Annotated in this window: 25 protein-coding genes; 15 read left to right on the top strand and 10 right to left on the bottom strand. The window is 61.2% G+C overall.

Annotated features, from left to right (window positions below; all coding sequences use genetic code 11):
* Positions 1-39 precede the first annotated feature (39 nt).
* Both QWI75_RS11010 and QWI75_RS11015 read right to left on the bottom strand, forming a co-directional pair.
* Positions 40-717, bottom strand: a complete 678-nt coding sequence (locus QWI75_RS11010; protein WP_289268626.1) for a hypothetical protein — start codon at positions 715-717, stop codon at positions 40-42.
* Positions 718-748: 31 nt separating this feature from the next.
* Positions 749-940 (bottom strand): hypothetical protein, encoded by a 192-nt coding sequence (locus QWI75_RS11015; RefSeq protein WP_289268627.1) that lies wholly within the window; start codon positions 938-940, stop codon positions 749-751.
* A gap of 185 nt (positions 941-1125) precedes the next feature.
* Here QWI75_RS11015 and QWI75_RS11020 point away from each other — a divergent pair, with 185 nt between their 5' ends.
* A complete protein-coding gene (locus QWI75_RS11020; RefSeq protein ID WP_289268628.1) occupies positions 1126-1479 on the top strand; it encodes a hypothetical protein in 354 nt (117 codons plus the stop codon).
* Positions 1480-1508: 29 nt separating this feature from the next.
* Here the strand turns inward: QWI75_RS11020 and hemW are convergent, their stop codons facing one another.
* Positions 1509-2681 (bottom strand): radical SAM family heme chaperone HemW, encoded by a 1173-nt coding sequence (hemW, locus tag QWI75_RS11025; RefSeq protein ID WP_289268629.1) that lies wholly within the window; start codon positions 2679-2681, stop codon positions 1509-1511.
* A 21-nt stretch (positions 2682-2702) separates the two neighbouring features.
* Positions 2703-2963 carry a hypothetical protein gene (locus QWI75_RS11030; RefSeq protein WP_289268630.1) on the bottom strand — a complete coding sequence of 87 codons (261 nt, stop codon included), beginning with the start codon at positions 2961-2963 and terminating at the stop codon, positions 2703-2705.
* 98 nt (positions 2964-3061) lie between these two features.
* On the opposite strand from QWI75_RS11030, the gene QWI75_RS11035 reads away from it, so the two are divergent.
* The 7 genes from QWI75_RS11035 to QWI75_RS11065 all read left to right on the top strand — a co-directional run bounded on the left by QWI75_RS11035 (position 3062) and on the right by QWI75_RS11065 (position 8620).
* Positions 3062-3283 carry an FmdB family zinc ribbon protein gene (locus QWI75_RS11035; protein ID WP_289268631.1) on the top strand — a complete coding sequence of 74 codons (222 nt, stop codon included), beginning with the start codon at positions 3062-3064 and terminating at the stop codon, positions 3281-3283.
* A gap of 23 nt (positions 3284-3306) precedes the next feature.
* Entirely contained in the window at positions 3307-3630 is a 324-nt protein-coding gene (locus QWI75_RS11040; RefSeq protein WP_289268632.1) for a hypothetical protein, read from the top strand.
* 226 nt (positions 3631-3856) lie between these two features.
* Positions 3857-4516 (top strand): hypothetical protein, encoded by a 660-nt coding sequence (locus tag QWI75_RS11045; RefSeq protein ID WP_289268633.1) that lies wholly within the window; start codon positions 3857-3859, stop codon positions 4514-4516.
* 113 nt (positions 4517-4629) lie between these two features.
* Complete coding sequence (locus tag QWI75_RS11050; protein WP_289268634.1) at positions 4630-5145, top strand: hypothetical protein; 516 nt, start codon at positions 4630-4632, stop codon at positions 5143-5145.
* Positions 5146-5595: 450 nt separating this feature from the next.
* A complete protein-coding gene (locus QWI75_RS11055) occupies positions 5596-7191 on the top strand; it encodes a T6SS phospholipase effector Tle1-like catalytic domain-containing protein (protein ID WP_289268635.1) in 1596 nt (531 codons plus the stop codon).
* 96 nt (positions 7192-7287) lie between these two features.
* Positions 7288-7917, top strand: coding sequence for an outer membrane protein (locus QWI75_RS11060; RefSeq protein WP_289268636.1), 630 nt, complete (start codon positions 7288-7290; stop codon positions 7915-7917).
* A gap of 13 nt (positions 7918-7930) precedes the next feature.
* A complete protein-coding gene (locus tag QWI75_RS11065; RefSeq protein ID WP_289268637.1) occupies positions 7931-8620 on the top strand; it encodes a Slp family lipoprotein in 690 nt (229 codons plus the stop codon).
* Positions 8621-8667: 47 nt separating this feature from the next.
* Here QWI75_RS11065 and QWI75_RS11070 read toward each other — a convergent pair whose 3' ends face one another.
* A complete protein-coding gene (locus QWI75_RS11070; RefSeq protein ID WP_502890211.1) occupies positions 8668-9615 on the bottom strand; it encodes a formylglycine-generating enzyme family protein in 948 nt (315 codons plus the stop codon).
* A complete protein-coding gene (locus tag QWI75_RS11075; RefSeq protein ID WP_289268638.1) occupies positions 9558-10349 on the bottom strand; it encodes an iron-containing redox enzyme family protein in 792 nt (263 codons plus the stop codon). Before QWI75_RS11075 ends, QWI75_RS11070 begins: the two co-directional genes overlap by 58 nt.
* A gap of 61 nt (positions 10350-10410) precedes the next feature.
* On the opposite strand from QWI75_RS11075, the gene QWI75_RS11080 reads away from it, so the two are divergent.
* Positions 10411-10695 carry a hypothetical protein gene (locus tag QWI75_RS11080; protein WP_289268639.1) on the top strand — a complete coding sequence of 95 codons (285 nt, stop codon included), beginning with the start codon at positions 10411-10413 and terminating at the stop codon, positions 10693-10695.
* Positions 10696-10797: 102 nt separating this feature from the next.
* On the top strand, positions 10798-11031 hold the full coding sequence (locus QWI75_RS11085) for a putative signal transducing protein (RefSeq protein ID WP_289268640.1): 234 nt from the start codon (positions 10798-10800) through the stop codon (positions 11029-11031).
* Between the two features lie 6 nt (positions 11032-11037).
* On the opposite strand, the gene QWI75_RS11090 is transcribed toward QWI75_RS11085, so the two are convergent.
* Positions 11038-11484: a hypothetical protein gene (locus tag QWI75_RS11090; RefSeq protein ID WP_289268641.1), complete on the bottom strand. Its 447-nt coding sequence runs from the start codon at positions 11482-11484 to the stop codon at positions 11038-11040.
* A gap of 91 nt (positions 11485-11575) precedes the next feature.
* Positions 11576-12355, bottom strand: coding sequence for a hypothetical protein (locus QWI75_RS11095; protein ID WP_289268642.1), 780 nt, complete (start codon positions 12353-12355; stop codon positions 11576-11578).
* Between the two features lie 616 nt (positions 12356-12971).
* On the opposite strand from QWI75_RS11095, the gene metH reads away from it, so the two are divergent.
* Entirely contained in the window at positions 12972-16667 is a 3696-nt protein-coding gene (gene metH / locus QWI75_RS11100) for a methionine synthase (RefSeq protein ID WP_289268643.1), read from the top strand.
* Here metH and QWI75_RS11105 read toward each other — a convergent pair.
* Together QWI75_RS11105 and QWI75_RS11110 are read right to left on the bottom strand one after the other, a co-directional pair.
* A complete protein-coding gene (locus QWI75_RS11105; protein WP_289268644.1) occupies positions 16637-17143 on the bottom strand; it encodes a hypothetical protein in 507 nt (168 codons plus the stop codon). The two genes, metH and QWI75_RS11105, sit on opposite strands and share 31 nt — an antisense overlap.
* A gap of 133 nt (positions 17144-17276) precedes the next feature.
* Positions 17277-18419: a response regulator gene (locus QWI75_RS11110; RefSeq protein ID WP_289268645.1), complete on the bottom strand. Its 1143-nt coding sequence runs from the start codon at positions 18417-18419 to the stop codon at positions 17277-17279.
* 266 nt (positions 18420-18685) lie between these two features.
* Here QWI75_RS11110 and QWI75_RS11115 point away from each other — a divergent pair, with 266 nt between their 5' ends.
* From QWI75_RS11115 to QWI75_RS11130, 4 genes are all read left to right on the top strand, one after another.
* Positions 18686-18814 (top strand): hypothetical protein, encoded by a 129-nt coding sequence (locus QWI75_RS11115; protein ID WP_289268646.1) that lies wholly within the window; start codon positions 18686-18688, stop codon positions 18812-18814.
* 117 nt (positions 18815-18931) lie between these two features.
* Positions 18932-19684: a ribonuclease PH gene (gene rph, locus QWI75_RS11120; protein WP_289268647.1), complete on the top strand. Its 753-nt coding sequence runs from the start codon at positions 18932-18934 to the stop codon at positions 19682-19684.
* 26 nt (positions 19685-19710) lie between these two features.
* On the top strand, positions 19711-20316 hold the full coding sequence (locus QWI75_RS11125; protein ID WP_289268648.1) for an XTP/dITP diphosphatase: 606 nt from the start codon (positions 19711-19713) through the stop codon (positions 20314-20316).
* A gap of 17 nt (positions 20317-20333) precedes the next feature.
* Entirely contained in the window at positions 20334-20531 is a 198-nt protein-coding gene (locus QWI75_RS11130) for a DUF2283 domain-containing protein (protein WP_289268649.1), read from the top strand.
* The last annotated feature ends 64 nt before the right edge of the window (positions 20532-20595 follow it).

The raw sequence follows: 20595 nt of genomic DNA on the forward strand, positions 1-20595 counted from the left end.
AGATTCTAGCAAATGGCCCCAGCCCTGCCAATGAACGGCCTAGCCGAAGGGGGACAGCAGTTCGTGCTCGAGGTCGAGGCCTTCCCGCGCCAGGCTGCGGGCGAACAGATCGTGGTGAGAGCGGGAGTCGGTGACCGGACGCAGCCCGTGGGCCAGCGCGAGGCGATAGGTGACGTGCAGCGCGGCGGAGGTCTTCACCAATGCGAGCCCATACTCATACGCATAGCTCTCGTCCGATGATCCGGGCAACCGGGAAAGCCGGCGAACGGCCTCAAGCGTCAAGGGCTGGGATGCCCACCGGGCTTCAAGCAAAGTGAGCAGGGCTGCGGGTCCCGGGACGAGCCGGCGGCCGATCGTCATGCCGTGAGCCACGTCGAAGAGGCCGCGCTGGAACCGCCGGTCTTCGCCGAGTGCGCAATGGAACATGGCGCGCCAGGTGGCATCGGACAGGTCCCGATCCACCGCCTCGGCGACCTCACCGGTGAGCGGCCCGCTGACGTGATATCCCTGCACGATTCGTCCGGCCCGTACAAGATCGGGAAACTGGTCTCCCATGCGATCCTGATAGGCCGTGGTGCCGGTCAGCGGCGTGAGCTGAATGGCCATGTAATCGCGAAAATGCACGGCCTTATACCGTTTCAGCATCAGCTCCAACGTCGCAGGATGGCAGAGGTGAAAGGGGTAATAGAGGGCGTCGGGAAGAAGGGTGGCGCTCATCGACGTGGCGCGGAGGCGCGAGGGACCGCCATTACCACTTGTCCATGTCGATCACCTCGGTCGCGTCCCAGAGATTTTTGCTTTCCGCATCGGCGAGCGCCTTTTCCCGGTCTTCCTTCGTTTCTTGTGTCGGGTCCTGTTCCTCTGCGGCGGATGGCGCCGCCGGCGCCGGGGCGGCCGCAGGATTGGGCCGCTTCTTGTTGGGAGTCATGTTGACGGGCATGGTGAATCCTCTTCTTGGGCATCCTCCAATGCATTTATTCCTAAACCGCCTGCGGACGGGGTGTCAAGCCGGCCCTTTGCCTGACCGACCGCGTTGACTGGGAGAGGCTGGATTGTTACAGTCCGCGGCGGACCATCCACGTTTTCGGCGTCGGCAAGGCAATCACTTCAATCGGCGGGCTCGACATGCTCAGTGCAAAGGTACTTTGGCCGCTCTTTCCCCTGTTGCTGTTGATTGTGATCGTCTGTCTCACCTGGGCCTTGGTCGTGGCCGTTCGCGGGCGAAAGAACCCGCCCGCGCGATGGCTTCAGATCGGCGCCTTCGCCTGCTACCTGTTGGCGGCGGTGACGGCGATTGCGAGCGAAGGGGGGCGCGCGTCGGTGAACCTGCATCGCCCGTTCAGTTTCCTGGCGCAGGTCTGTATCGTCGTCGCCATCCTGGTGGCCTGGAAACAGCAGGACCGCCGGTTGCTGTGGCTCAATACCGGAGCATGGACCGGCATTCTCGCCGACACCGCACTGCATTTCATCCTGCGATAGCGCCGTCCGACCGTTCGGGCGGTTCACCGTCAGATCAACCGGATTGCCACCGAGTCCGCCATCCGCCGTCCCGCCTCCGTCAACCGGATTCGCCCGTCCTTCCGTTCGAGCAACTGTTCGTCCAACAGGGTGGTCAGTTGCCGATGCCACTCTCGATCGGAGCACAACGAATCGAGCAACCGGTCATCCGCGCCGGCGAGTTGTCGCAGGCCGAAGACCAGCGCTTCGCGGGTTTGCCGGTCGGGGGTCAGCTCCTCCCGATGGTCCAGGGGAAGCAGGCCCTCGTTCAACCGTGCTTCATAGCCTGACAGGTCGGCGAGGTTTCCAAAGCGGCAGCCGTCCATATAGGACTGGGCGCTGGGGCCAAGCCCGAGATAGTCACCGGCTTGCCAGTACAGCAGGTTGTGACGGCACCGATGGCCGGGCCTGGCATAGTTCGAGATTTCGTAGCGGTCGTAACCGGCTCGCTCCAAAATTCGTTCGGCTGCCTGCTCCATGGCGGTTTGCATCTCTGGATCAGGCTGTTTGGTTGCCCCCGCTTCAATCGCCTGCGCGAGGGCGGTCTCCGGTTCGATCGTGAGGGCATAGCAGGAGACGTGATCCGGTTGAAGCGAGACCACGCCGGCCAGCGTCTGTTGCCAACTCTCCATCGACTGTCCGGGCAAGCCGTACATCAGGTCGAGATTGAGATCATCGAAGCCCGCCGCCCTGGCCCATTGCACCGCGCGCAGGAGGTTGGCGGCCAGCGACGGACGGCCGATGCTGATCAACTCGGCGTCGTTCAAGCTTTCCGCGCCCAGACTCAGTCTGGTCGCGCCGGCCTCCCTCAGCCTGGTCAACATCCGATCGGAGACCGTGTCCGGATGGGCCTCGACGGTGATCTCGATGTCAGATTGGCAAGTGAAGGTCCGCCGGATCGTCGCCAGCAGGTCGCAGAGTTGATCGGCGCTCAACACGGTCGGCGTGCCGCCGCCGAAATAGATGCTGGAAAGCGGCCGGCCTGACAGATTCGCTTGGTTGGCGTAGAGGGCCAATTCTTTCCGAAGGGCCGTCAGAAAGCGCTCGGCCCGGTCCGGCCGATACACCTGGAGATAGAAATTACAAAAGGCGCAGCGAGTCCGGCAGAAGGGGACGTGAAGATAGAGACCCAGTGGACGGAGACCGTCCCGTTCCGCCTGCTGCCACCCGCCGTCCCGTTCCATAAGTTCCGGTAGAAGATCCCGTCAGAGATTCAACCGCTTTGAAAAATCCTTCTGCACGACGACCTCGACCTGATCGAGCGGGGAGTGGCCGCGGTTGCGGACATGCACGGACCATTCGGGGAAACGCCGCAACGTTTCGAACAGGGACTTCAGCACCTCCGGCTTCACGCGACCTTCCCAGTCGCGAAGCCAACGGTATTCTTCTTCGTTCCCCTCGTAGTCGTCGGGAAACTGCGCTTCCAAACTGAAGCGAAGGACGAAGGATTGTTCTTCCTGAAACATGATGAACTCCTCTGGTGGCAATCGGCCGATCATTGCGAAGGAAAGAACCGACACCCTATAATAAGCGACCGATTATCCCAGGTGAAAGGGAGTGGCCTATGCCGTTGTTTGAATACCGTTGTACCCAGTGCCAGCATCAGTTCGAGTTGATCGTGAACGGCTCCACGACTCCGGCCTGTCCGTCCTGTCGAAGCGAGCGGCTGGAGAAGAAGATCTCTGCTTTTGCGGTCGGAGCGACGGGGTGGGCTCCGTCATCCGGCGGCGGCGCCTGCGGCTCCTGCGGGGATCCTCGTGGTCCCGGCGCCTGCTCCATGAATTAACAGCCGGACCAGAGATGCCGGCGATGTCTGAATCATCCGATATCACGCTCCAGCGGGCCATCACGACGATCGGGCAGTCCGATCCCTTGATCAAGCTCATGCAACAGGTCCAATTGGGGCGCATGAAGCCCACCGATCCCGGATTGCGGGTCGTGACCGAATCCTGGCTGAATACCTATCAAAAGGTGCTGGAAACGTCTCGCCTTCCGCAGGCGGCGGTGCGCCGTCTTGATCCTCGCCCGCGTCTCGCCGTCCTGATTGAAGCAGGCGTGCTGACGCCGGAACATCAGGCGGTGACGGCGTTGCTTTCCGCGTTCGATCGGGTCCTGGCCGAGTCGCCGGCTTAACCCACATTATTCATGACCGCTTCTACTGCAACCGCCGATACGCCGCTACGACAAGCCAGCATGCGGCTTGGTGGCATGCTGGCGGACAGGCTCGTCGCTCGCGGCCTCGACGTACTGTTTCAAGTACGCCTTGGCCGCGAGCGCCTCCGCGTGCCCGTCTCGCGTGGCGTCTTGGCGGTTTCGTCACGAACCGTCATGAATAATGTGGGTCAGGGCTGATCGCGCGATGGCCTGGCTGCTGCTTCTGGCCGGCCTCTGGTTCTGGTGGGCGCCGCCGCCCGGCGTGATGGCCCATGAACCGCAAGGCACCCGCCCGCTTCGCACAGTTCCCCTGTCGAACGTGCGTTCCCTGCTTCCGCAGGAGACCCATGTCCTGATGGAAGCGCCCGCGATCGAATCCTTTCTCGACGCGCTGGACCAATCGCCCCCCGATTGGCAGATCCTGTACGGACAGGGACACCACGATCCCGACTACGACGAACGGCTGTTGACCTTCAACCGCGCGCGCGACGATCGTCGCGCCGGGCGAGAGGCGTTAGATTGGCGCATCGCGTTTGTATGGCCCGGCCAATTGACGGCCTATGACCCCACATCCGCCTCCTTCCGCGTGGCGATCGGTCCCTCGTTCATTCTGACACGATGGGGGCTGGTGCGATTCAAACCGGAAGATCTGCCCGGTAATCTTTCGGCGGTCCCGAATCCGAAGACAAGGGAAACGCTCCGACGAAAGGTGGAGAAGGGCCAGACGATCGACGTCCTGGTCGTCATGAGCGGCAGGCTGATCCCAGAGGAGTCCATCATCTATGACTTCAGTCATGAGGAGGAGGGAGTCGGGGTCGTGATGCCGGTCGTGCGCATCGAGCAGATCGATTATTTGCTTCCATAGTCTCCTGCTTGCTTTCCAGGCTTGACGCCACCGGCCTGAAGGGGTTTGACCCTGTGCGGCATTCGCGCTACCCTGCCGCCACCATGCCAAAGGCGATCCACGGGAAGGTGCGTATGGGGCTGAAGTCCGTGCTTTTGCTCATCTCGCTGCTATCGTTCCAGGCCTGGCTCGGCGCGGCCTGCGCCGGGGAGTTCTCAGGAACCTGGAGAGGGTTGCTACAGGCGGAAGGGGAAGGAGCCGAGGCGGAAGTGCTGTTCAGCCGGGACGACCATCCGGTCTATACCTATACCAACAACCGGAACGTGACCCGCCAAGTGGAACTCGCGAGTCCGGGACAGGTGATCGAATTCGTGCCGCCCGGCGGGGGCGTGCAGCGGATCATCGTCGAGCACGTCGATCGACAACCAGGCAAGCTGCTGATCTCGCTGAAGGGGTCGTTTGAAAAGTCCGGCGGCGGCTATTTGGACCAACAGCAGGAGGTCGTGGTCTTCGAATATGAGTTGGTTCCGGAAGGGCTCAAGATGCGAATCCGGCGCCGAACGGTCTCGCACTTCGGCGACAAGGACATGATCGTCGGTGGGCAACCGCAGGAAGCGGTCGCCGAAGGCCTCCTTCAGCGGGCGCAGTAAATCCAGTTGTCTTGTTCCGATCCTGTATCGATTGCGATACACCTCCGTAGGGCGAAGATACAGGCCAGGCGAGTCCGTCATTCCTTCTGAAATACGTCCTTTTACTAGGAGGCTGTCCGACATTGCCGTTCGTGACGAGGCGAAGCAGGCGCTGGCAGGTGCAAGGCCGCAGGCTGCGAAAAACCGGAGGCGTATTCGCTGGAATACGTTGAGGATTTTTCGCCGCCGAGAACGAAGCAGATGCCGGTGCATCCTTCGCCGCAGTAGAAAGGTCAATGTCGGACAGGCTCCCAGAAGCCGGATCATACAGGGGAATTGTTTCACCATCCTGAATGGTACGGAGCTTGCTGATTTTCCGATCGGCATAGCCCTGCCCGGCCGCGATGGTGACTGCTGTCCGCCGGGCGGGTATGAATCCACCACCGGCGAAGCCGGAGAGGAGGAACTCCTATGCGAGGGAAAAACATCGTGCTCTGCTCGGATGGCACCGGCAATACCGCCATCAAGGCGCGTGGGACCAACGTCTTCAAACTCTATGAAGCAGTCGACATCCAAGGCCATAAGTACGATCAAACCTTAAAGCCGCAGGTGGCCTTCTATGACGACGGGGTGGGCACTTCTCGCCTGACTCCGCTCAAGTTGATCGGCGGGGCGTTCGGGTTCGGGTTTCGCAAGAACGTCAAGGACCTCTATACCGAGTTGGCTCATGTCTATGAGCCGGGCGACCATATCTACCTCTTCGGGTTCAGCCGGGGGGCCTATACGGTCAGGGCCCTGTCGGGCATGATCGAATACTGCGGCATTTTGGATATCAAGAAGGTCGGGTATGAATCGCTCAAAAAGCGGGTGCACCAATGTTGGACGGCGTTCCGCCAGGAGGCCTTCCAGCGTGTCACGAAGGAACGACGGCGCGACAACAGACCGATCGACGACCCCATGAATGAGGATTGCCGGCGGCGCGAGGACTTTGGAGCCGTCATCGACGACGAGTTCGTGCCCAACGGCATGGTGACCATTGAATTTGTCGGGGTGTGGGACACGGTCGGGGCGGTTGGGATGCCGTTTGAAGAACTGCGTGATCTGTTCAACTGGATCTACCCTATGCGGTTCTCAGAGCTGACGCCCAGCAGTCGCATCAAACGCGCCTGCCATGCCCTGTCTATCGACGATGACCGCCGCACGTTCCATCCGGAATTATGGAATGAGCAGGGGATTCGCGCCACCCAGGTGGATCAGGTGTGGTTCGCCGGCGTCCATTCCAACGTGGGCGGCGGCTATGTGAAACACGGCATGTCGCTGGTCGCCTTGGACTGGATGATGGCGGAGGCGGAACGGTGCGGGTTGCGCTTTATCAAGGCGGACCGCGACTATGTGCAGACCCATCAGGATGTGCACGACGAGCTGTACGATGCGCGCGCCGGCCTCGGTTTGTACTATCGGTGGGAGCCGCGCGACATCCTCAAGCTCTGTCGCGCCCACCACATGACGCAGCCCAAGATTCACGTGAGCGTCTTTGAGCGCATCGCCAACGGCACCGGTTGGTATGCGCCCGCCAACCTTCCCCATCGGTGTTTGGTGGTCCGGACAAATGACGAGCGAGCCTGGCCGCCGGACGAGACCCTCCGGGCGATCGAGCAGCAGGTGGCGCGAGCTGAAGGGCCGGGCGCGGGGCAGGCCAGGAACGAGTCCCTGCTCGACGGCATGCGCGGCGCGGTCAAGAGCGGAAAGATGTCCTACTATACCTTCGTGGCGGCCTCGATTCCCGCCGTCGGTTGGTGGTATGGCTTGCCGCCCTTTCCGGAGGTCGCCGGCGCCATCGCTCAGTGGTGTCCCTATCCGAACCTCGTCATCGGCGGCATCTATGCCTGCGTCGGCTGGCTCGTGTGGAGCTGGTCCAAGAGAGTGGACGGGCGGATGGAGTCCGCCGCCCAGAATCATTGGCAACGTCATCGCGAAGCGATGCGAAAAATCTTTTTGGACGGCCGGAGGCAACCGACTCAACAGCCTCCCGTCGAAGTGAACATCGGCGAGAGCCTTCCTCAATAGAACGATTCGTGAGAGACAGCGTCCGCCGGCTACCGGAGCGAGGATCGACATGGTACGATGAGGCATCAAGCTGCCGCGTAGTCAGCGGAGGAGTTGATGCGTCTTGCTGCCCGATCGCTCACCGTTCTGTTGGTCAGCCTGGCCCTGTGGGTGGTTCCGAACAGGGCCGCCGCCGAATGGTATATGGCCGGGCAGGTCGGGGCGACTTTCGCCGATCGCTTGAAAGATGTCGAAGGCACCAACAGCTTGACGGGATTGAGCGCTCCGGATTTCGACCTCAAAAACTCCGTCGCCTATGGATTGAAGCTTGGCTACTTTCCCGGTGAGAGTTGGGTCGGCCTGGAAGCAGAGGCCTTTCATACCACTCCCCACATCAAGAATCTGGATGACATCCCCGGAGCCCATTTTCGAGTCACGACGGTGGGGTTGAACCTCATCGCACGCTATCCGGGCCGGACCTATCAACCTTACATCGGCATCGGCGGCGGGGTAGCCATCGGCCGAGTGGGTAATTCCCCGACCACGACCAGCGATACGGATACGGCCTCATCGCTGCAACTGTTGGCAGGCCTGCGCGCCTTTGTCACGCCCCGCGTGGCGGTCTTCCCCGAATACAAATACACCGACGCGACGTTTCAATTTAATGGGGCCTTCGGGTCGGTCGGCGGATTTCAGGCGGACTATGCCGCCCAGCACCTCATGTTCGGCATGTCGTACCATTTCTGACGGAGTCAGGTGAATGAACCGGTGGTGCCTCACGATGGCTGGTCTCCTGGCGGGTCTGTTGCTCGGCGGTTGCGCCGAATCAGAGCACCAGGTGCGAAAGGACGCCGCGCTCATCGGCATTCCGCCTGAATTGGAACAGCGGATCGATTCCACGGTTCCATTTGCTGCGTTGCGGGCTTCTCCTTCCGACTATGTCGGGCGCGTCGTGGCGCTCGGCGGGATCGTGGTCAAATCGAAGCTGACGAAGGAGCAGACCGAGGTGGAGGTCTTGCAACTGCCCACCTCGGACGGGACGTTGCAGACCAAGCAGCGGATGCGGTCGGAAGGGCGGTTCCTGGCGGTGAAGAAGGAATTCCTGGATCCGGCGACGCTCGAACCGGGCACGCCTGTGACGATAGTCGGAGAGGTCACCGGTTCGACGGTTCGGCGGCTGGATGAGACCGAATATCTCTACCCGGTCATCGAGATCAAGCACCTGACCGATTGGAGCGAGGAGCTCTCCAACCGGTCGGCGCGGACTGCCTATGGCGGCGGCTATCCACCCTATTATTGGACGCCCTGGTATTGGGGGTCGCCCTATGGCTACGCGCCGTATTACAGCCCCTACTGGGGCTTCTATCCTCCGTTCTTCGGCTCTCGTCCTATTGCGCCACCGCCTCCGCCGCCTCCCCCGGAACAGATTCCGCCGCAGTTCAGGAAATAAGCGCAGAATCTGTGCTTCACGCACCGGGATGCGTTTGCGAGAAAGGGTCAGTAGGCATCCTTGGCGCAGCGAAATCCGGTTCCGCTGGGGCGGCTGTCCATCACGCCCCAATCCCGATCGGCGGTCCGCAAGCTCATGTAGGGTTTGAGCCAGGAGCCTCCCCTCATGCCCTTGACCGCGCCGCGCGTGGACCCGGGCGGATCGACCAAGGGCGCCGATCGGTAATAGTTCGGGTCGTGCCAGTCCTGCACCCATTCCGCGACATTGCCGGCCATGTCGAAGAGGCCATAGGGGCTCACGCCGTCTGGAAAGCTGCCGACGGGAAGCGTGAGGACCTCGCTCTTGATGCCCCTTTCCTTGGACAACTTCGCTCCTTCTCCTTTGATCCAAAAGGCTTCCCAGTCGGCGCCGCTTTGAAAGTCAACGGTGCGGCCAGCCCAGTAGCTGGCGCTGTTGGCTTTTCTGTGATCCCAGTCATTCCCCCAAGGAAAGCGGCGACCGTCCGTGCCGCGAGCAGCCTTTTCCCATTCGGCCTCCGTCGGCAGCCGTTTGCCGGACCAACGGCAGTAGGCGAAGGCGTCGTTCCAACTCACGTTGACGACCGGGTGGTTGCCGATCCCTTGGAGGGGTTTGCCTTCTTCCCACAAGGTCGAGGCCGGCTTGGGGTTTTCCGGAACACGATGTCCGGTCGCCTGCACGAATCGCAGATAGTCGTCGTTGGTGATCTCGTAGCGGTCGATCAGAAAGGCGCTGAGATAAACGAGCCGTTGAGGCGCTTCGTCGGGGAAGGCGTCGCTGCCGAGTGGGCTCCCCATCAGGAATTCTCCTGCCGGGATGAGGACCATGTCCCGAGATGGAGGTTGGGGATCGGCCGCGTGAAGGGGCTGCTGAGGCCAGAAGGCCAAACAGGCCACGATCAGCACCAGTAGGTGGGCGATCACGATGACTTGCGAAGCCGGCAGGCTTTGGCCACTTCGTCCCGATATTTGGTCCACAGGGTAAGGGCTCGGGAAAGACAGGCCAACACCGCCCGTTGCTGCCGGGCGGTCGTGGCATGGGTCAAGACCATGGCGTAGGCATCCTGGCGGTGCCCGGCTTCGACCTGTTGATGCGCGCGGATCAAATCCATCGTTGCGCGAGAGATGTGATGATGCCGCACGAGCGGATGCTGGTCGATGTAGGTTTCAATCTCGTCCTGAGATTTGGGTTTGGACGGCTCCGCGATCTCGCGCCGGTCCTTGACGCTGCCCTCCACGAAGATGGCGAGCGCCGCGGCACCCACGACCCAGTCGCGATGGGCCGAGACCCGATCGAGCCATGCGCGATAGGCGGCGGCAGCCGGCAAGAGTCTGGCTCGCTGGAAGTCGTCCAACTCGTACCCCAGTCCCCGCATCATCTCCTGAAACAGCTCGGGATGAGACCGCCCGAAGGACAGGCCGCCCGTGTCCTCCTCATAGATATTGGCCGCCAGCATCCGGCGGACGTCCGGAGGCGGGTTCTGGCCGTGGACCCGCGCCAAGAGGACCGGAAAATCTCTGACATAGACGAGATATTCCTGCTGGTAGTGAATCTTCAACTGGTCCTTCGACATGCCCGGTCCCATGAGGATGGGCCAGGCCCAATGATGTTTGCGATCCATGATCGAAAGGCAGGCTTCGGCAAAGGCTTGGCGGCTGAGCGGCGCGTCCGCTGCCGTTGGCCTGGTCGTTGGGGATCGCCTTGCTTTCACGTGAGGGGCCTCCTAGAATTTGCCGTCACGACACAGGCGCTGCCGAAAGGATACGATGCCGATGAACCCCGTCACGCTGCAAAAACCGGATGACATCCTGACGTTTCTTGCCGATATTTCTCTCAAGGGAGCGGGGTTCACGTCCGACTGCCTGCTCGACTATGTGCTCGAAGAAGGCTTCACCGAGCCGATCTTTCTCAATGCCAGCGGGGAAGACGCCGACGCGTTCTACCGGGGGGCGCCGAACGCCTGGGCCCTGTATCAGGTCCGTGAATGGAAACGCGTGCTCACGATTTCCGGGGGGACGGGCCGAGCGCGCCGGGTGCAGATCACCGAGACGCCGTGACGCGTATGCCGCGTCCATCGCAGTGTACGGACGGGAGGGAAATTTTGCAAACGATTGCATGGATTCACGGGCCGCAACCATGAGCATGCGGGGAGAACGGTGATGGTGGTCTTGATCGAACCGCAGGACGAAGGGCAGTTGGCGGTCGTGCGGAGCCTCTTGGATGCCAACGACATCCTCTACTACGTCAAGAACGAATGGTTCGGAAGCCTGTATCCGGGGTTTCCGCTGCCCTTTAACCAGCGGGTCGTCATGGTTCTGGAAGCTGATTACGTCCGCGCCGAGATCCTTCTGCGAGGATTGCGCGATGACGGAGTCCCGCCCGCCGCGTCCTGACCCCGGTCAGTGATACCAGCCGCCGACCAGTACCCCCTCTTCGAAGTAGAGGTAGCGGTGTTTGACTGTGGCGCTGTCGATCCAATCCTCATACACCCATTCTTCCCGGCGCAATCCGTCGTCGGTGTAACTGACCCGCATGGTGTAGGGCGAGCCCCAGGATTGCATGACCTGTTCTCTGGTCATGCCGACGGCGACTCGTTTCTCCGCCACGTGTTTTTCAAAGGTCGGATCGGTCAGCACGGGATAGAATCGCCAGGCCAGCATCGCCGCGAACATCAGGCCGAAGCCGACATAGATGGTCTTGCGCACGAGCGGGCGGCACAGAAACGGTTTGGAGTCTGCGGCTGCGGGAGAAAGCGGTTCATTCGACGCCGGCGGGCGGTCGATCGAATGGTCCTCGCCCAAGTCGGACAACAGGCCGGGCTTGGAGGCTTGTGCAGGAACGTCCATGGTGCGTATCGTAACGAAGCAGGCTGCGGCCGGTCAAGGCGACGTCGGCAAGCCCTTCAGCGTATCAGCGGTTGACCGGGAATCGCTCCGGTCATTCCGCATACTGAGGCATGGGAATTTTCTTGGGGGCCGGCGGCGCCGGCGGCGGCAGATCGGCAAATTCCCGGGAATAGGGATTCAGAATCGGCTCATGCGTGTTCTTCAGCCGCTTCTGGGTCAGTTGGAGACTTTGCGGGGCAATCTCCATGCGATCGACCTTGGCGGTCAAGGTCAAGGGCTGGGGAAGACCCTGGAGTGAAAACAGTTGGAACGCCAGCGTCCAGTCCCACTTGTCCTTGCTCGGATCCCGCACGACGAAGCGCGCGTCCGGAGACGGGTTGCCCTTGAAGAGCAACAGCCAAATGCTGGAACGGAACGCCGGGGCGTCCGGCTCGGACGGGGGACGGAACTCCGGCACAAGCGCCGGGACCTGTGAAATCGGGACCGGGGGCGAAAATTCGACGTCCACCAGATTCACGTAGAGGGTCGGCTCGTCGGAGTGGTCGTTGGGATTGATCACGAAGCCGAACGAATACCGGACCTCGACGCCGTCGCGCTTGAAGGTGTACACGTCTTCGCCGTTTTGCGGCGCGATCAGTTTCTTGAAGTATTTCTGCCAGTCCGCGTAGGAATAGTATTTAAAGACCCGGAGGGCGGCCTTGCGGTCTCGCGCCGCCTGCGGCATGCCGAGTTTGTCGTGCAGCTCGGTTTGGGTCAGTCCGATAAATCCGTCTTCGAAGTAGGGGGCGGACGAAGCGGAAGCGGGGAGCAGACACAGCAACAGCCACGCGCAAACGAAGCTTCCGATGAACAGGCGGTGCGTCGCGACCACGATGGGGCTCCGATTTTTTCATCCTACGAAGGGGAGGGCCTGAAGTCAAGCTAGCCCACACATTATTCATGACCGCTTCTACTGCATCCGCCGATACGCCGCTGCGACAAGTTTGGCTGCCAGGTTCCCGCATCCAAGCGGGCAGGCTCGCCGCTCGGTCGGTCGACATACTGTTTCAAGTATGCCTTCCTCCCTCGCGGCTCCGCGTGGGGGTACCCATTGCTGTTCTCCATGCAATGGGTCCAACGCATGGCGTCTTGGCGGTTTCGTCACGAACCGTCATGAATAATGTGGGCATGGGACCGCACAATTGCGCAATTGTTGAAGGGGTGACGGCTTCTCGATAAGATCGGCCTCTATGCCTTATGTTAGGATGACGGATTACGCAGCGGCCATGCAGGATGTTCAAAACGGCCGTCCAGCGCGGCCGCAGCGAGCGAGGAGGCGAAGCGTACTCGGGGCACCCGTTGCTCCTCTTTCTGCAACGGGTCCAAAACGTTGAGCCTCTTCGCGTTAGACCCATTGCATCATGAAAGTACAGCAATGGGTGCCCTAACAAAGCAGGCGGACGTTTTCAACATACTGCGAGCGGCCAAGAAGGAGTCACAGAGTACCCATGACGCATCCCATCGAACAACTGTTGCGCGAACGCATTCTCATTCTCGACGGCGCCATGGGGACAATGATCCAGCGGTATAAGCTGGACGAGGCGGCGTTCCGAGGCGAACGGTTCCAAGACTGGCCGAAGGATCTCAAGGGCAACAATGATCTGCTGAACGTCACCCGTCCGGCGGTCATCGAGGAGATCCACCGGCAATATCTTGATGCCGGCGCCGACATTATCGAAACCAATACCTTCAACTCGCAGGCGATCTCCTTGGCCGATTACGGGCTGGAGTCCCTGGCCTATGAGCTGTCGAAGGTCGGGGCGGAATGCGCCCGCCGCGCCGTCGAGGCGGTGAGACAAACCCAGCCGAGCCGCATCTGCTTTGTCGCCGGAGCGATCGGTCCCACGACCAAGACTTCTTCCATTTCCACGGACGTGAACAATCCCGGCGCCCGCGGGGCGACCTTCGACGAATTGGTGGGGGCCTACTACGACCATGTCCGTGGGTTGGTGGACGGAGGCGTCGACCTGCTGCTTGTCGAAACCATCTTTGACACGCTGAACGCCAAGGCCGCCTTCTTCGCGATCGAGCAACTGTTCGAAGAGCGCCGGTCTCGGCTTCCGGTCATGGCCTCGGTGACGTTTATCCAGGCCGGCAGCAACAGAGGCGTGACCGGCCAGACCGTCGAGGCATTCTGGAATTCCATCTCCCATGTGCCCCTCCTTAGTGTCGGAATGAATTGCGCGCTGGGACCGAAGGAAATGCGGCCGCTGATCGAGGAACTTGCCGGCCTGGCGCCGATCTACATCAGCTCGCACCCGAACGCGGGATTGCCCAACCCGCTGTTGCCGACGGGATTTCCGGAGACGCCGGAGACGCTGGCGCCGCAGTTGGAGGAGTGGGCGCGCAACGGCTGGCTGAACATCGTCGGCGGCTGTTGCGGGACGACCCCCGACCATATTCGGGCCATCGCGGAACGGGTGAAGACCCTGCCCCCACGCAAGCCGCATCCGGTCGAGCGACACCTCCGGTTGAGCGGCTTGGAAGCCGTGACGGTCAGGCCCGATTCCAACTTCGTCAACATCGGCGAGCGGACGAACGTGACCGGATCGCCCAAGTTCGCCCAGTTGATCCTGGGCGGCCGTTATGAAGAAGCGCTGAGCGTGGCGCGCCAGCAGGTGGAAGGCGGGGCGCAGATCGTCGATGTGAACATGGACGAAGGCCTGCTGGATTCCGAAGCCGCGATGGAGAAATTCCTGCGGCTGATCGCCTCGGAGCCGGAGATCGCCAAGGTCCCGATCATGGTCGACAGTTCCCGGTGGGAGGTGATCGAGACCGGGCTCAAGAACATCCAGGGAAAGGGCATCGTCAACTCCATCAGCCTCAAGGAGGGGGAAGAGGTCTTCCGCCGCCACGCCAGGCTGATCCGCCGGTACGGGGCGGCGATGGTGGTGATGGCGTTCGACGAGACCGGGCAGGCCGACACGTTCGAGCGCAAGATCGCGATCTGCGAGCGGGCCTACCGGATTCTCACCGAGCGCGAGGGGGTGCCGCCCGAGGACATTATTTTCGACCCCAATATCCTGACCGTCGCCACCGGCATGGAGGAGCACAACCACTATGCCGTGAACTTCATCGAGGCCACGCGCTGGATCAAATCCCACCTGCCGTACTGCAAGGTGAGCGGCGGCATCAGCAACATCTCCTTCTCCTTCCGCGGCAACAACCTGGTCCGGGAGGCGATGCACGCGGCCTTCCTCTACCATGCGATCAAGGCCGGCCTGGACATGGGGATCGTGAACGCCGGGCAATTGGCCGTCTATGAGGAGATTCCCAAGGATCTGCTGGAACTCGTGGAGGATGTCCTGCTTGATCGCCGTCCGGACGCCACAGAACGGCTGGTTTCGTTCGCCGAAACCGTCAAGCAGAAGGAGAAGGGTTCAGCCAAGGACGAGACCTGGCGCCGCGCGCCGGTCGAGGAACGGCTGTCCCATTCCTTGGTCAAGGGCATCACGGATTACATCGAGCAGGATGTCGAGGAAGCCCGCGCGAAGTTCGGCAAGCCGCTTCGGGTGATCGAAGGTCCCTTGATGGACGGGATGAACGTCGTCGGCGATCTCTTCGGAGCCGGCAAGATGTTCCTGCCCCAGGTGGTCAAGAGCGCCCGGGTCATGAAGAAAGCGGTGGCCTATCTACTGCCCTATATGGAAGCGGAGAAACAGGCGGGAGGCGGGCGGTCGCAGGGAACCGTCCTGCTCGCGACCGTCAAGGGCGACGTGCACGACATCGGCAAGAACATCGTGGGGGTCGTGCTCGGCTGCAACAACTATACGGTCATCGACCTGGGAGTCATGGTGCCCTGTGAAAAGATCCTGGCGACGGCCAAGGCCGAGCAGGTCGATCTGGTCGGGCTGAGCGGGCTCATCACCCCGTCGCTCGAGGAAATGGCGCATGTCGCCAGGGAGATGAACCGCGAAGGGTTCAAGATTCCGCTGTTGATCGGCGGGGCCACGACCAGCAAGGCCCACACGGCCGTCAAGATCGCGCCGGCCTATGCGGAGCCGGTGGTGCATGTGCTGGATGCCTCCCGGGCGGTCGGGGTATTGGGGCAACTGATGAGTCCCGCCGATCGCGCAGGGTTCACCGCACAGAACCGGCGGGACCAGGAGCAGATCCGGCAGGCCCACCAAGATCGAGGGCCGAAGCATCTGGCGCCGATTGCGGAGGCGCGGGCCAGGAAATTTGCGACCGACTGGGCTTCCATCGATGTGCCGGTTCCGGAACGGTGCGGAGTCCAAGTGATCGAAGATCAGCCGCTGGAGGCGCTCATCGATTACATCGACTGGACGCCCTTCTTCCATACCTGGGAGCTGCGCGGCCGCTATCCCACGATCTTTCAGGATGCCACGGTCGGGCCCAAGGCCAAGGAACTGTTCGACGACGCGCAACGGTTGTTGAACGAGATCGTCTCCAAGCGACTCCTGAGCGCGAAGGGGGTCTACGGGCTGTTTCCGGCCAACAGCGTGGGGGATGATATCGAGGTCTATGCCGATGAGACGCGCACCCGACTGCTCACGACTTTCCATTCGCTGCGTCAGCAATCGGAGAAGCCGGCCGATCGGGCCCATCTGGCCCTGGCGGACTTCGTGGCGCCCAAGGATTCCAGTCGGGGCGATTTCATCGGCGCCTTTGCCGTGACGGCCGGGATCGGCATTGAAGCCCTGTGCGAACGGTTCGAACGCGACCATGACGACTACAATTCCATCATGGCCAAGGCGCTGGCCGATCGGCTGGCGGAGGCCTTTGCCGAGTACCTCCATGCGCGCGTCCGCCGGGAATGGGGATACGGCAAGGACGAGCAGTTGAGCAACGAGGACCTGATCCGGGAGCGGTATCGGGGGATCAGGCCGGCGCCAGGGTATCCAGCCTGCCCGGACCATACGGAGAAGCGGTTGATCTTTGATCTGCTCGATGCGGAGAAAAAGGCCTCGATCACCTTGACCGACTCGCTGGCCATGTATCCGGCTGCCTCGGTCAGTGGCTGGTACTTCGCCCATCCGGAAGGCCGATACTTCGGCGTCGGCAAGGTTGGACGGGATCAGGTGGAAGACTATGCGCGCCGAAAGGGGATGACGGTCTCGGAAATTGAACGGTGGCTCGCGCCCAACCTGGGTTATGAGCCGGAGAAAGAGGTCACCCGGTAAGGCATCGTCCGGCCGACAAGGTTCCCCTCGGATGACGCGACTGCCGTCCTCAGTGCTTCCGCCACCCACTTGGCCCGCTCCTCCGCCCATTTGTTGAAGGCGGCCGTGTCCTCGAACACCAGGTCCCACGTCTTAACCGCGTCGAGCAGCAACAGGCGGTGTGGTTGGTTGTGGCCCGGGAAATACACGACCAGGACGGCGGACTTGCCGGTCAAGCTGACATCCACGAAGACGTGCAGCATGGCCGAGGCGGGGATCTCGACTCCCTTGGCGGCAGCTTCAACAATCGGCCGGTAGAGACGCTGCAGAAACGTCAGTGACGCCTCATAGGGTCTTGCTGATTGGAGCAGGTAGGGATTCGGCCGTTCCCCGAAGAGCTGGTCGCAGAAATAAGGCACGGATTCCCAGGAAGGCAGCTCGCCTGCCTCGATCGCGGTCTCGCACACATAGGCCAGCCAATGGCGGGAGTGCTTCATCGTACGGCGTATCTATCCGGCGGTTACCGAAGGTACAGGACGTATAGGGCGTCCATGGGGGCGGGCGGCGTAGGGCGTGGATGGGGTTGGCCGAATCGCATGACCAAAATCTATCGGATGACAGCCGGCTCCGTCAAATAGGGGACTCGTTGAACGTGACCGTCGCCGAACCGGACGCGTCCGGATACTCTTTCTGAATCCGGAGAATGTCTTCCATGGAATTGAAAAAGACGTCCAGCAATTCCGGGTCAAAGTGACCGCCGCGATGTTGTCGCATGAGGTCCACGGCATGGTCGATCGCGAAGGCCGGTTTGTAGACCCGTTGGGTGGTCAAGGCGTCGAACGAATCGGCAATGGCCGCGATTCGGCCTTCGAGCGGGATCGAGGAGCCTTTCAGCCCTCGCGGATAGCCGGTGCCGTCGAACCGCTCGTGATGGGTCCAGGCAATGACCGCGGCGACCTTCAAGAGTTCGGCGTCGGAGCCGCTGAGGATGCGGTAGCCGATTTCGGCATGTTGCGTGATGACGTTGAATTCTTCCGGCGTGAACTTGCCCGGTTTCAGCAGCACATGGTCCGGCGTGCCGATCTTGCCGATGTCGTGCATGGGGCTGGCGGTCCGAATGAGGTCACACTGTTCATCCGGCAGACCGTAGCGGCGCGCGAGCAATTCGCAATAGCGGCTCATGCGCTGGATGTGCTTGGCGGTCGAGCGGTCGCGAAACTCGGCGGCGATGGCCAGTCGTTGGATGGTTTCCTCGCGCGAGAGGCGCAATTCTTTCTCGCTCCGTTCCAGCCATTCCAAGGCCTGTTGCAGCGCGATGGTACGGGTCCGGACCATGTGCTCCAGGTTGGTGCAGTGGGCGCGGTTCTCGACTTCGAGCCGGCGGCGGCGAAGCGCGTTCGAGACATTGATCAAGACCTCGTTGGTCTCGAACGGCTTGATGATGTAGCCGAAGGCCCCCATCTCCAGGGCGGCATTGGCCAGGACCGGACTATCGAGCCCGGTCACCATGATCGCGGCCACGGTCGGATCGTTCTGAAGGATGTGGCGGACGAGGTCCATCCCGGATTCGCCGGGCATGTTCACGTCGCACAGCACGATGGCGACCTCCTGTTCGCCGAGCTTGGCCCGGGCCTCCCGGGCGTCCGCGGCCGTGAGACAGGTATAGCCGTGTCGTTCCAGCAGGGCGGACAGGAGCTTGCGAATCGGCTCCTCGTCATCGACGATCAGAATCGTACGGTTGGTCAGGCTTCGTTGAAGGGTCGTGGCTTCCATGTATTGGCTAGATCCTTTGAGGTGAAGAGGGGTGACGGTCGCGTCTCATCGTGAGATCTGGCTGTGTGCCGGTCGATCGTGTGTGGCTCGGGAGAAAAGCGCGAAAAATGGATGCAGAGTTTGTGCCAATGTAGTCAAAAAATGTTGCTGCGTTGCCTTGCAGGGGAACAGCATCCGCAGCATCCAACACTGGTCCTCTAAGCCCTCTTCAACAAAGGGAACTCTTCGATTGCCAACGAGACCCTCGACCAGTCATAAGCTATCCCATGCCCTATCAATTCGAGTACGAAAATTTGTTTCTGTACACGATCGGTCTCTTCATCGTGCTGTTGCTGTACATCCGTGTACGGGTTGCTCGAAAAACCAAGGCCGATACCGAAGATCAAGCCCCATAGTCCGGTCTCCGTCGACGCTGCTGGTTTGATCTTTCCGCCGCGCTTTTCCTATAATTCGGCGCCCCCGCTTCAATCCTGTAGGGACGGGCCGCAGCATCATCCGGATGGATGAAAGGGATGACCATGACAGAATTGGGTAATAAGACAATGCGCAAGGACGGCCGCCGGCGCGATCAATTGCGCCCGATCAAGGTCACCAGGAACTTCATCAAGTACGCCGAAGGGTCCGTGCTGATGGAGATGGGCGATACGAAAGTGATTTGTACGGCATCCGTCGAAGAAAAGGTGCCCTCGTTCCTGAAAGACAAAGGACAGGGGTGGGTGACGGCGGAGTACGCCATGCTTCCCCGGGCCACCCACGACCGGAGTCCCCGCGAGGCGGTGAAGGGGAAGCAGGGGGGACGGACCTTGGAGATTCAGCGGCTGGTGGGCCGATCCCTCCGGGCGGTTCTGGACATGACCCAATTGGGAGAACGGACCATCTGGATCGACTGCGACGTGATCCAGGCTGACGGCGGAACCAGAACCGCCTCGATCACCGGCGCCTTTATTGCGCTGGCCGATGCCTGCGCCGTGCTGAAGAAGAAGGACCTGATCAAGCAACGTCCCATGCTCGACTACCTGGCCGCCGTGAGCGTGGGCAAGATCGGAGGCCGCGCGATGGTGGACCTGGCCTATGACGAGGATTCCGCCGCGGAAGTCGATTTGAACCTGGTCATGACGGGATCGGGCCGCTTTGTGGAAATCCAGGGAACCGCCGAGCGATATCCCTTCGACCGAAAGGACCTGGATGAGTTCATGAGCCTGGGATGGCAGGCGATTGAGCAGTTGGTGAATCTGCAGAAGAACCTGATCGGCAAGCTTGATTAAGCTTAAGTATCGATTGAAGTATCGATATGGAACTGATTGTTGCCACGAGAAATAAAGACAAATGCAAGGAGCTGCAAGCCCTCCTTCAAGATTTGGGAGTTCGGATCCGGACCATTGGTGATTTTCCAGGTGCGCCGGACGTGGTCGAGGACGGGACCACCTGTGAAGCCAATGCGATCAAGAAGGCGCAATCGGCGGCACGGTTCACAGGGCTGCCGGCGATTGCCGACGACACGGGCCTGGAGGTGGCGGCGCTCGATGGCAGGCCCGGGGTCTATGCAGCAAGGTACGCAGGGGAATCGGCGACCTATGAAGACAATTGGCGGAAGCTGCTTCGCGAGCTGAACGGTGTGCCTGTGTCTCGCCGGCAGGCCCGCTTCGTCACCGCCGCTGCCATTGCCTATCCGGACGGACGGGTCCAGATGGCTCTCGGAACCCTGGACGGAGTGATCACGGAGCAGCCGCGGGGGACGGGGGGGTTCGGGTACGATCCGGTCTTTCTGGTTCCGGAGAAGGAGAAGACCCTGGCCGAAATGACGCCGGAGGAGAAAAACCAAGTCAGCCATCGAGCCCGCGCTTTTCAACGGGCGAAAGAACTGCTACAAGAGGCCAGCCACCTGACAGGTGTCTGACGTGAGCTTTTTCATCCATGAACATCAAGTATTTCCAGGATACTGGCACTCTTCACATCGAATTTCGCGTGGCTGATGTGGCCGAAACCAGGGATCTGGACGAGGACATCCAACTGGATGTTGATAACGATGGGAATATCTGCGCCATCACGATTGAACTGGCTCGAGAACGAGCCGATATTCCGCATTTCTCATTTGAGCAGATTGCGGTTTAGCCCCCATGACAAGGTAGGCTGAAACCCTCCATCGCAGGATAGATTACGTACACGTCGGCAGGAG

It is taken from the genome of Nitrospira tepida, from assembly GCF_947241125.1.
Lineage (GTDB): Bacteria > Nitrospirota > Nitrospiria > Nitrospirales > Nitrospiraceae > Nitrospira_G > Nitrospira_G tepida.